The organism is Pseudomonas sp. Ant30-3 (assembly GCF_000690905.1).
Lineage (GTDB): Bacteria > Pseudomonadota > Gammaproteobacteria > Pseudomonadales > Pseudomonadaceae > Aquipseudomonas.
This window is the reverse complement of sequence record NZ_JMCL01000052.1, coordinates 1-12,065: the sequence shown is the minus strand read 5'-3', so window position 1 is coordinate 12,065 and position 12,065 is coordinate 1. Positions and strand designations below refer to the sequence as shown.

The following is a 12,065-nucleotide window of genomic DNA, read 5'->3' as shown; positions in this document are numbered from 1 at the left end:
ACCACAGAACTACTGTAGGAGTGAGCCTGCTCGCGATTGGCCTTCAGCAACACCAAAGATTCAGGATCAAAACCACTCATCCTGCATCCCGAGACACACATCATCGCGCGCCTCGAGAATCGCCAGTTCATGGTGGCAACCCGGTACTTCCCACGTCAGGAAATACCGCGCCGCCTGCAGCTTGCCCTTGTAGAAATTCACATCCGCGGCATTGCCCTTCGCCAGCCCTTCCTCGGCGCGGATCGCTTGTTCCAGCCAGCGCCAGCCGATCACCGCGTGCCCAAATACTTTCAGGTACAGCGCCGAATTCGCCAGGCTGCTGTTGACCTTGCCTTGCCCTAGATCCGTCAGTAATCCGATGGTCACGGTCTGCAGGCGCGCTACCAGTTTCTCCAGCGGTTCACGCAAGGCCGTCAACGATTCGTAAGCTTGCGCACGTTCGGCCGTATCGGCAATCAAGCGGATCAGCTGCTTGAGCCCCGCCCCGCCGTTCTGCGCCAGTTTGCGGCCCAGCAAGTCCAGCGACTGAATACCGTGCGTGCCTTCGTGAATCGGGTTTAGGCGGTTATCACGGTAATACTGCTCAACCGGGTATTCGCGGGTGTAGCCGTGGCCGCCGAGAATCTGGATCGCCAGCTCGTTAGCCTTGAGGCAAAACTCCGACGGCCAGGATTTGACGATCGGCGTGAGCAAGTCCAGCAGTTCATGAGCGTGCTTGCGTTCGGCTTCGGTGGCGAGGGTCGTTGTGTCGTCGAACAGTCGAGCCGCGTACAGCCCGAGGTCGAACGAGCCTTCGACATAGGCTTTCTGGGTCAGCAGCATGCGCCTGACGTCGGCGTGCTGGATGATCGCCACCGGCGCGGTATTCGGATCCTTGCTGTCCGGCACTCGCCCCTGCGGACGTTCGCGCGCGTATTCCAGCGAATACAGATAGCCGGCATAACCCAGCATCACCGCGCCCATGCCGACGCCGATGCGCGCTTCGTTCATCATCTGAAACATGTAGCTCAAGCCCTGATGCGGCTTGCCCACCAGGTAGCCGACGCACTGTCCGTTATCACCAAAATTCAGCGCAGTGGAGGTGGTGCCGCGCCAGCCCATCTTGTGGAAAAGCCCTGCCAGCAATACGTCGTTGCGCTCACCGAGGCTACCGTCATCGTTGACCAGGAATTTCGGCACGATGAACAGCGAAATCCCTTTCACCCCGGCCGGTGCATCCGGCAGTTTGGCGAGGACCATGTGCACGATGTTCTCTGACAGCGGGTGATCACCGCCGGAGATGAATATTTTGTTGCCCTTGAGTCGATAACTGCCGTCGGACGCAGGCTCCGCACGTGTACGAATATCCGACAACGACGAACCGGCATGCGGTTCGGTCAGTGCCATGGTGCCGAAAAAGCGGCCGTCGATCATCGGTTGCAGGAAGCGTTGCTTCTGCTCGTCGGTACCGAAGCTTTCGATCAGATTGGCCGCGCCCATGGTCAGGAACGGGTACGACGTCGAGGCTGCGTTGGCCGATTGGAAATGTGCGAAACAGGCTTGCGATAACAGCGTAGGAAGCTGCATGCCGCCGGCGTCAAAACTGCGCGCGGCGTTAAGGAAACCGGCTTCGAGGAAGGCATCCACCGCCGGTTTCACTTCCGGAATCAGAATCGCCTCACCGTTTTCATAGCGCGGCTCGTTCTCGTCGTTCTTGCGATTGTGCGGGGCGAAGAACTTTTCGGCGATGCTGCGGGCGGTGCCGATCGCGGCATCGAACGTCTCGCGATTGTGCTCGGCGAAACGCTCACGCTGAGTCAGACCTTCGGCATCGAGGACTTCGTACAGCTCGAAAGCCAGATTGCGGGAACTGAGCAACGTCTCGGACATGGCGGCCTACCTTTTTTGGAATGGGCCGAGTCTAGGCGTGGGATGGGGGAGGTGAACAGGATGATTGATGAGCGTGATGGTAGTGCAGAGAGACGGCTTAACTCACGCCACAAAACAAATGTGGGAGCGAGCCTGCTCGCGATAGCGGTGCGTCATCCAACACATGTGTCGGATGACAATCCGCGATCGCGAGCAGGCTCGCTCCCACAGGGGATTTCGCATCCGGGCGCCTACTACGGCGCCCGGTCTTATTGCTGTTTAACCAATCGTCATCAAGCTGGCATTACCACCCGCAGCAGCGGTGTTAACGCTCAACGCCCGCTCGATCACCAGGCGCTCCAGCGCAATGTTGGTTTCGCCCTGGGACAACCCGTGGACCCCGACAATGGCGCCAGCACGCTTGGCCACTTGCTGGCACGTTGCACGCAACTGGTCGGAGTGGCCGTGATGCAGAACTGCATCGAACACCACTTCGTCCTTGCTCCAGTCGGCGACCCGCTTGATCTTCGCCTGAACGTCCTTCGGCAAACGTGCGAAAACGGCCTTGGTCAGCTCCGTCTCCGGCCACACTGCCGAACCGCCGACGGCCAGGACCGCCGCCACCTGGGTCAGCAAATCGCCTTCAACGTCGGCCAGGCACAGCACGTGTTCGCGCGGCAGAATGGCGTAGCTGTTGCGCTCGCCGGTCGGGCCCGCCAGCTGACGAGTGATCCCGCTTTGCGATTGTGCCGCGAACTGCACGCACAGGGCGCTCAGTTCAGCCAGCTTGTGGCTATCGGCCCACGCTTTTAATGCGGTCAGCGGTTTGCTCATGGCATCGCGCAGACGAACGTCCGGTGCTGCGATAGCGTCACCGCGAGCGAAGGATTGTTCGATCGCGTCGGTAGGACGCGTCGACAGCAGGCGGTACAGGTACAACGGACCACCGGCTTTCGGCCCGGTACCCGACAAACCTTCGCCGCCGAACGGTTGCACGCCAACTACAGCACCGACGATATTGCGGTTCACGTAGACGTTACCGGCATTGACGTTGTCGATCACCTTGGCGATGGTCTCGTCGATGCGGGTGTGCACGCCCAGGGTCAAACCGTAGCCCGACGCATTGATCTGACCGATCAACTGGTCGATGTCTTTGCGCTTGTAGCGAACTACGTGAAGCACTGGACCGAAGATTTCGCGCTGCAACTCATCAAAGCTTTCCAGCTCGATCAGTGTCGGCATGACGAAGGTGCCGCGTTTGACTTCGTCAGAATCGGCGATCGCCACCTGGTACACGTTACGACCTTTGTCACGCATGGCCTGGATGTGCTTCTCGATCCCGGCCTTGGCTTCGGCGTCGATGACCGGGCCGATGTCCACGGACAGCCGCTCAGGGTTGCCAAGACGGCATTCAGCCATGGCACCTTTGAGCATTTCGATGACACGGTCTGCCGAATCTTCCTGCAGGCACAGTACGCGCAGTGCAGAGCAACGCTGCCCGGCGCTGTCGAAAGCCGACGACACAACGTCGATCACGACTTGTTCAGTCAGTGCCGAGGAATCTACGATCATTGCATTCTGGCCACCGGTTTCGGCGATCAGCGGGATCGGACGACCCTGCGCATCCAGACGACCGGCGACGTTGCGTTGCAGCAGACGAGCCACTTCGGTGGAGCCGGTGAACATCACGCCCTTCACTCGGTCGTCGCCGACCAGACGCGCGCCAACGGTTTCGCCACGGCCCGGCAGCAATTGCAGCACGCCTTCCGGAATGCCCGCTTCAAGCAGCAAGCGCACGGCTTGCGCCGCGATCAGCGGAGTTTGCTCGGCAGGTTTGGCCAATACCGGGTTACCGGCAGCCAATGCCGCAGCCACTTGGCCGCTGAAGATTGCCAGCGGGAAGTTCCAAGGGCTGATGCACACCACCGGACCCAGTGGGCGGTGGGCGTCGTTGGTGAAATCGTTACGAGCCTGTACCGCGTAATAACGCAGGAAATCCACGGCTTCGCGCACTTCGGCGATGGCGTTGGCGAAAGTCTTGCCGGCTTCGCGAGCCAACAGGCCCATCAGCGGCTGAATTTCGCCTTCCATCAAGTCAGCAGCACGTTCGAGGATCGCCGCACGTTCCGCCGGCGGTGTAGCCTGCCAGATCGGCGCAGCGTTCAGGGCGCACTGGATCGCGCTGTCGACGTCCTCGACGGTCGCTTCCTGGACATGACCCACCACATCACGCAGATCGGACGGGTTCAACACGGCTGCAGGTGTTTCGGTGCTGGAAGCGCAACCGAGCATCGGCGCCGCTTTCCAGTCGTTATGAGCGGTTGCCAGCAAAGCACAGGACAGCGAGGCCAGACGATGTTCGTTGGCCATGTCGATGCCGCTGGAGTTGGCGCGCTCGGCGCCATAAAGATCACGCGGCAGCGGGATACGCGGGTGCGGCAGGCCGAAGCCGCCTTCCAGCGTCGCCATCTGCTCGATGCTGGCCACTGGATCGGCCACCAATTCCTGAATGGAAATAGACTGGTCGGCAATGCGGTTGACGAACGAGGTGTTCGCGCCGTTTTCCAGCAGGCGACGCACCAGGTACGCCAACAGGGTTTCGTGAGTGCCGACCGGTGCGTACACGCGGCACGGACGATTCAGCTTGCCTTCGGAAACTTTGCCTACAACCTGTTCGTACAACGGTTCGCCCATGCCGTGCAGGCACTGGAACTCGTACTGACCCGGGTAATAGTTCTGACCGGCGATGTGGTAAATGGCCGACAGGGTGTGGGCGTTGTGCGTGGCAAATTGCGGGTAGATGACTTCCGGCACCGAGAGCAATTTACGCGCGCAGGCGATGTAGGAAACGTCGGTGTACACCTTGCGGGTATAGACCGGATAGCCTTCCAGACCTTCAACCTGTGCGCGCTTGATTTCGCTGTCCCAGTACGCGCCTTTGACCAGGCGGATCATTAGGCGATGACGGCTGCGGCGAGCCAGGTCGATGACGTAGTCGATCACATACGGGCAACGCTTCTGATACGCCTGGATAACGAAACCGATACCGTTCCAGCCGGTCAGTTGCGGCTCGAAGCACAGGCGCTCAAGCAGATCCAGCGACAGCTCGAGGCGATCGGCCTCTTCAGCGTCGATGTTCAGGCCAATGTCATATTGCTTGGCCAGCAAGGTCAGCGACAGCAGGCGCGGGTACAACTCTTCCATCACGCGTTCGTACTGCGCACGGCTGTAACGCGGGTGCAGTGCCGACAGCTTGATGGAAATGCCCGGGCCTTCATAAATCCCACGGCCGTGGGACGCTTTACCAATCGAGTGAATGGCTTGTTCGTACGAAGCGAGGTACTTCTGCGCGTCGTGCTCGGTGAGTGCCGCTTCACCCAGCATGTCGTAGGAATAGCGGAAACCCTTGCTTTCGAACTTGCTGGCGTTGGCCAGGGCTTCGGCGATGGTTTCACCGGTGACGAACTGCTCACCCATCAGGCGCATGGCCATGTCGACGCCCTTGCGGATCATCGGCTCGCCACTCTTGCCGATGATGCGGCTCAACGACGAAGTCAGGCCGGCTTCATTGTGGGTAGAAACCAGTTTGCCGGTCAGCAGCAGACCCCAGGTCGCGGCGTTGACGAACAGCGATGGGCTGTTGCCCAGGTGCGGATGCCAGTTGCCGGTGCTGATCTTGTCGCGGATCAGCGCGTCACGGGTGCCCTTGTCCGGAATACGCAGCAGCGCTTCAGCCAGGCACATCAGCGCCACGCCTTCCTGGGACGACAGGGAAAATTCCTGCAACAGGCCCTGAACAATTCCGGCACGGCCGCCGGCGCTTTTCTGATTGCGCAGTTTCTCGGCAATCGAAGCAGCCAGCTTGTTGGTGGCTTCAGCCATGGCGGTTGGCAGGCGCGCCTGCTCGATCAACATCGGCACTACTTCCGGCTCAGGGCGACGGTAAGCGGCAGTGATCGAAGCGCGTAGTACCGATTGCGGCAGGATGCTTTCGGCGAATTCGAGGAAGCACTGGTGGGCGTGATCCAGCGGCGCATCGACGTGATCGTCGGCATCCTTGGTCAAACCGTTCAGCTCGGTCAGGGTTGCACCACCCTCGAGTTTTTCCAGGTAATTGAAAATCGCCTGTTTGATCAGCCAGTGCGGCGTGCGATCAATCGAGGTCGCGGCGGCCTTCAGGCGCTCGCGGGTCGGGTCATCAAGTTTGACCCCAAGGGTGGTGGTAGCCATATTTTTATCCTCATGTTTACCACGACTGCGTGGCATCAGCTGGCGGCAAGATTAGCTGCGCCCACTTCGAGGTGCAACCGGGTGCAACCCTTTTTTGTCGGATTTATCTGCAACTCGTCAGGAAATAAATTCCGGAACGAATGTGCCGCTCCTGCTTGGTGCTTTTGCTTATAGCAAAGTGCATGAACTGCGCTAAAAGGGAGCAAAAAAGCGCGTTTGTCCGATATTTTCCATAAGGTGCAACTTATTCGCGAGAAACTGGTTGCACCTTATTTGCTTTGTTGAATAGGATTCGCGGCCAAGGTGCAACCGACATAAAGTCAGGTGCACCGGCTGATGGCTTTCCTGGGGAAACATCAGTCATAAATGCGTGGGTCTATAATCGTCTGTCAAACGTCGTCGTTTGCGAGCGGTTTACAAAAACCGCCGCTACATAAAAACAAAGCCAGGGCGTAACTCAATGAGCGTTAGCAATCCAACCTTGATCACCTTCGTGATCTACATCGCAGCAATGGTGCTGATCGGCTTGATGGCCTATCGCTCCACCAACAACCTTTCTGATTATATTCTGGGCGGTCGCAGCCTGGGCAGCGTCGTGACTGCATTGTCCGCCGGCGCCTCCGACATGAGCGGCTGGTTGTTGATGGGCCTGCCGGGCGCCATCTACATGTCCGGCTTGTCCGAAAGCTGGATCGCCATCGGCCTGATCGTCGGTGCTTACCTGAACTGGCTGTTCGTCGCCGGCCGTCTGCGCGTGCAGACCGAGCATAACGGCGATGCATTGACCCTGCCGGACTACTTTGCCAGCCGATTCGAAGATAAAAGCGGTCTGCTGCGGATTATCTCCGCAGTCGTGATCCTGGTGTTCTTCACTATCTATTGCGCATCCGGCATCGTTGCAGGCGCCCGTCTGTTCGAAAGCACCTTCGGCATGTCCTACGAGACTGCGCTGTGGGCCGGTGCTGCGGCGACGATTGCTTACACCTTCATCGGCGGTTTCCTGGCCGTGAGCTGGACCGACACCGTACAAGCTACCCTGATGATTTTCGCGCTGATTCTGACGCCGATCATCGTTTTGCTGGCCACCGGCGGCGTCGACACCACCTTCCTGGCGATCGAAGCACAGGATCCAAGCAACTTCGACATGCTCAAGGGCACAACCTTCATCGGCATCATTTCGCTGATGGGCTGGGGTCTGGGCTACTTCGGCCAACCGCATATTCTCGCGCGCTTCATGGCCGCTGATTCGGTGAAGTCGATTGCCAAGGCACGTCGCATCTCCATGGCATGGATGATCCTGTGCCTGGTCGGCACCGTGGCGGTAGGTTTCTTCGGCATCGCTTACTTCTCGGCGCATCCGGAAGTTGCAGGTCCGGTGACTGAAAACCCTGAGCGCGTGTTCATCGAACTGGCCAAGCTGCTGTTCAACCCATGGGTTGCCGGTGTCTTGCTGTCGGCCATTCTGGCTGCCGTCATGAGCACCCTGAGCTGCCAGTTGCTGGTGTGTTCGAGCGCCCTGACTGAAGACTTCTACAAAGCCTTCATCCGCAAAACCGCCTCCCAGGTTGAATTGGTCTGGATCGGCCGTTTGATGGTGTTGCTGGTTGCCTTGATCGCCATCGCGATGGCCGCTAACCCGGAAAACCGCGTACTGGGTCTGGTGAGCTACGCCTGGGCTGGTTTCGGTGCTGCATTCGGTCCGGTTGTACTGATCTCGGTGATCTGGAAAGACATGACCCGCAACGGCGCATTGGCCGGCATCCTGGTCGGCGCGATCACCGTGATCGTGTGGAAACACTTCGAGCTGCTCGGTCTGTACGAAATTATCCCGGGCTTCATCTTCGCCAGCCTGGCGATCTACTTCGTCAGCAAAATGGGCGCGCCGACTCAAGGCATGCTTCAGCGTTTCGAAGCTGCCGAGGCTGATTTCCGCCTGAACAAGTGATTGCGATGAGCTGATGCTCTGACCTTTCGCCGAACATGAAACGGCCCGCTTCCTTTGGAAGCGGGCCGTTTTTTTGCCTACTCAAATCTGGAATTCCTAATTGTACCCTGTAGGAGTGAGCCTGCTCGCGATAGCACCGGGGCAGCCGACATGAATGTTGAATGATTAACCGCTCTCGCGAGCAGGCTCACGCCTACAGGAGGGGTGGTAGTTTTGAAGGAGATGTCTGTAGCCGAATACGCCAAGTCTTGCAGGATAAATCTCTAAAAAAGCAGGGCAAATCTGATTTCCCTGTCCCTCCCTCGGCAGTCCTTGTCGCTCATGCAGAATCGCCGGTCTCCCTCCAGCAGAGACACATCGGATGTCCACTTCTGCCAACCATGCGCGTTTCACGTTAACGATCAACGGCGACCGGAATGAGCTCAAGGTGCTTGAGTTCACGGGTGAGGAAGCCATCAGCCAACCTTTTCGTTTTGACCTGGAACTGGTCAGCGAGCGGCCCGACATCGATCTCGAAAGCCTTCTCCATCGTCAGGCATTTCTGAGCTTTGGTCCGCAGAACTCCGGTATTCATGGTCAGATTTACCGTGTAGGACAAGCCGACTCCGGGAAACGTCTGACGCGCTATCAGGTCAGTCTCGTGCCGCATCTGGCTTACCTGAGCCACCGCATCAATCAGCGGATCTTCCAGCATAAAAGTGTGCCGACGATCATCGAGCTTCTTCTCAAAGAGCACGGTATCCAGCGCGATAGGTTCGAGTTTCAGCTGGGCAGTGAATACGCAGAGCGCGAGTACTGCGTGCAGTACGCCGAAAGTGATCTGACGTTTATCCACCGTCTATGTGCCGAGCTCGGCATTCACTATCACTTTCAGCACAGCCCGGCTGGTCACTTGCTGGTTTTTGGCGATGATCAGACGGTTTTCCCCCGGTTGCCCGAGCCTGTTCCGTATCTGCCCGGCAGCGGCATGGCTGCCGAGGCGCCTGTAATCAAACGCTTCAACGTAAACCTGGAAACCCGATCAACGGCGGTGACCTTGCGTGATTACGACTTCAATAAACCCCATCTGCTACTCGAAAGTTCTACTGACAACCTCCAGTTACCGGCACTCGAGAACTATCAGTTTCCCGGGCAGTTCACCGAGCGCGAACACGGCAAAAAGTTGGCTGTGCGCGCTTTGGAATGTCACACCGCAGATGCCCGCCAAGCGCAAGTCGACAGCGATCAGGCGTTCATGCTCAGCGGACATTTCCTGCAGCTGGCTGATCACCCGCGCACGGATTGGAATGATCTGTGGCTGATCACTCGCATCAGACACGAGGGCCGACAGCCACAAGTTCTTGAGGAAATGAGCGGTAGCGGTGCTGAGGGGGACTTCCAAGGCTATCGCAATACTTTTCTGGCCACACCGTGGGACGTTTCGTTTCGCCCGACGCTTGTCCAGAAACCCCACGTGGCGGGCTACCAACCCGCAGTGGTCACCGGCCCGACGGAGAGCGAAATCCATTGCGATGAATATGGCCGGGTCAAGGTTCAACTGCGATGGGACCGCGACGGCCAATTCAACGAGCATTCGAGTTGCTGGCTGCGGGTGGCCACCGGTTGGGCGCATGATCGTTACGGCAGCGTGATGATTCCGCGAGTCGGCATGGAAGTGCTGGTGGGTTTTGTCAACGGCGATGGCGACAAACCACTTATTGTGGGGTGCCTGCCTAACGCCGCTACACCTGTGCCCCTCGACCTGCCGGCCGACAAAACCCGCAGTATTTTCCGCAGCCAGAGTAGTCCCGGAGGCGGCGGTTACAACGAATTGCGCATCGAGGACCGCAAAGGCGCCGAGGAAATTTACCTGCGCGCCGAGCGAAACTGGACGCAGCGTGTGTTGCAGGATTCGTTCATTGAAGTCGGAAACCAGCGCAGCGCCGACATCGGTGGCGGCGATAACTTGCGCGTTCACGGCGATCGGCACATCAGCGTCAGCAGCCAGGTGCTAAAGGCCAGCGGCCAATATCAGGTCTGCGCCGCACAGCAGATTGTGATCGACGCTGGCGTTAACGCCTCGATTCAGGCGGGCGGGCACTGGATCAACATCGGCCCCGCCGGGATCTTCAGCAGCGTGCCCATACAACTCGGCGGAGCACCTATGCCGGCCATGGGGGTTCCAGACACTTCCAGACAACTATCAGCTTTGAGTGCCGCTCAGATCCTGAGCCTCACAAGCGATGCGCCGTTCTGCGAAGAATGTGAGCGCTGCAAGGCAGGTGTCTGTGCAGCCTGATCGCTTGTCACCTTATGCCTGGCTGGAGCGACAGCCGATTCAAGCTTCCGAGCAATTGTTCGCAGTGTTTGGAAGCGCCAGCGCTGCGCAAGTATTCAAAGCCTGGCAGCGCTCAAATCCCCTGCAAATGCCACGTTCGATCTGGGCTGAAACCGCGTATGCCGAGTGGGAAGCGGTGATGCCTTATGTAGGAATCGTCGCCGCTGAAAGTGAGTTTCTGCAGTGGGTTGCCACCACCGAATCGCTGGACTGGGGTTGGCTGGCGGTTTCCTCCGCTCCGCTGGAGGCGGTGGTCGAGCATCTGCGTAGCCTGACGCAAGTGTTGCTGCCGAATGGCAACGTGGTGTTTTTCCGCTTTTGGGACGGACGTTATCTGTTGCCGATTCTTCAGGCTCGCGAAGTCGACGGCGCTCAACTGCTGCCCGTGATCGGGCGCTGCCTGATCAACGGCCAGTCGCTGGAGGTGGGCGGCGCGGCACAGACGACTGCCCGGGTTTTTCCATGGTGGGAAGTTCCAGCGACGCTGCTCAAGCAGCTTGCCGAGCAGTCCAGCGCAGCGCTGGTCTCCAACTTGATCCAGTGGCTGAGCGAAGACCGGCCTGATCTTTACGAGGCGTTTTCGGAAGTTGTTCTGACGCACAAGATTGCGAACTTTCTGGAAACACCCGAACTGCCGCCGGTGCCGAAAGTCGAGTTAGTGGAATACCTGATGGTGGAGCTGGGCTGATGGATCACGACTATCCTCATCTGAACGGACCATTCGTAAAAGATCAGGCAGATCAAACAGACGCTTCTTTCTGAAGGAAGGTGCGAAATTTGCAGGTGTCGAATAAATAAACTGTTCTCATTTTCTTACTTTTGCTTTTTTTTTGTTCGCGAGTATTGAGAGCGAAGCAGCTTTTGTATTGTTGCTGAAGAGGTGTATTTTTAATGTTGAAAGTAATTGACGAAGAAACAAGTAAATCGCTTCTTGAACGGATGGATAATGCTGGCTGCGTTTTCAATTTTGTCGTGCTCCGCCCTGACATAAATGTGACAGTCGATGAATCAGTTCATCGGCAAGCTTTGACCAGACTTCACGAAAAGCTCATGAAAGATTCGTGGGATTGGCATAACGATTTGATAAAAAATCCCGAGTATATAAATCCAGGAGATCCAGCTATCAGCTGGGAGCTCGACAAGGCTGTGGCTAATGTTTTGAGTCGGGAAGAAATACACAATCTCATTTTGGTCGAAGATTATGAACGAGGACCGCTGGCGTTTTACGGTTCTTTCCGAGAACCACCATATGGAACTGAATTCAATCGAGGAGAGCTTGAGGCTCGGGCGCTATTCCATGAGTGGTGTCAGGCTCTAGGCCTCGAAGAACAGGAGGATGTTGTAGTAATAAATTGGGTTGAGGGATTTAAGCTGGAGTGGGTCGATAACGCGGATGCAATTCCAGGTCGCGAATCGTGGAGTGATTACTTTAACGACGGTTTGGAATGGTGGGGGGTGTGGTGTTTGACTATCTGGAATCCTAAACGTCGAATCCTTAGCGCATTGATTGCCAGTACATCGGACTGAGTAGTGGTGTTTATGGTGCTCTTGATGACTGCGAACTTTCCGGGCAAGCCTGTCGGAAGTTTCCGGCTTTTGTGGCGAGGGAGCTTGCTCCCGTTCGGCTGCGTAGCAGTCGCCAAAACAAAGCGCTGTGGTGTGTCTGACAAATCTGCGGTGCTGGGTTTGGGGCTGCTTCGCAGCCCGGCGGGAGCAAGCTCCCTC

6 protein-coding genes are annotated in these 12,065 nt (G+C 57.7%); 4 read left to right on the top strand and 2 right to left on the bottom strand.

Going from position 1 to position 12,065, the window contains the following annotated elements:
- Positions 1–66: 66 nt before the first annotated feature.
- Both DU29_RS0113240 and putA read right to left on the bottom strand, forming a co-directional pair.
- A complete protein-coding gene (locus DU29_RS0113240; RefSeq protein ID WP_028622149.1) occupies positions 67–1,869 on the bottom strand; it encodes an acyl-CoA dehydrogenase in 1,803 nt (600 codons plus the stop codon).
- Between the two features lie 258 nt (positions 1,870–2,127).
- On the bottom strand, positions 2,128–6,078 hold the full coding sequence (gene putA / locus DU29_RS0113235) for a trifunctional transcriptional regulator/proline dehydrogenase/L-glutamate gamma-semialdehyde dehydrogenase (RefSeq protein ID WP_028622148.1): 3,951 nt from the start codon (positions 6,076–6,078) through the stop codon (positions 2,128–2,130).
- A 460-nt stretch (positions 6,079–6,538) separates the two neighbouring features.
- Between putA and putP the strand changes: the two genes are divergently transcribed.
- The 4 genes from putP (at position 6,539) to DU29_RS0113215 (ending at position 11,867) form a co-directional block, all read left to right on the top strand.
- On the top strand, positions 6,539–8,023 hold the full coding sequence (gene putP, locus DU29_RS0113230) for a sodium/proline symporter PutP (RefSeq protein ID WP_028622147.1): 1,485 nt from the start codon (positions 6,539–6,541) through the stop codon (positions 8,021–8,023).
- Positions 8,024–8,384: 361 nt separating this feature from the next.
- Positions 8,385–10,301, top strand: coding sequence for a type VI secretion system Vgr family protein (locus DU29_RS0113225; RefSeq protein WP_028622146.1), 1,917 nt, complete (start codon positions 8,385–8,387; stop codon positions 10,299–10,301).
- Entirely contained in the window at positions 10,291–11,028 is a 738-nt protein-coding gene (locus tag DU29_RS0113220) for a DUF4123 domain-containing protein (RefSeq protein WP_028622145.1), read from the top strand. Before DU29_RS0113225 ends, DU29_RS0113220 begins: the two co-directional genes overlap by 11 nt.
- A gap of 203 nt (positions 11,029–11,231) precedes the next feature.
- Positions 11,232–11,867 carry a hypothetical protein gene (locus tag DU29_RS0113215; protein ID WP_028622144.1) on the top strand — a complete coding sequence of 212 codons (636 nt, stop codon included), beginning with the start codon at positions 11,232–11,234 and terminating at the stop codon, positions 11,865–11,867.
- Positions 11,868–12,065 lie beyond the last annotated feature (198 nt).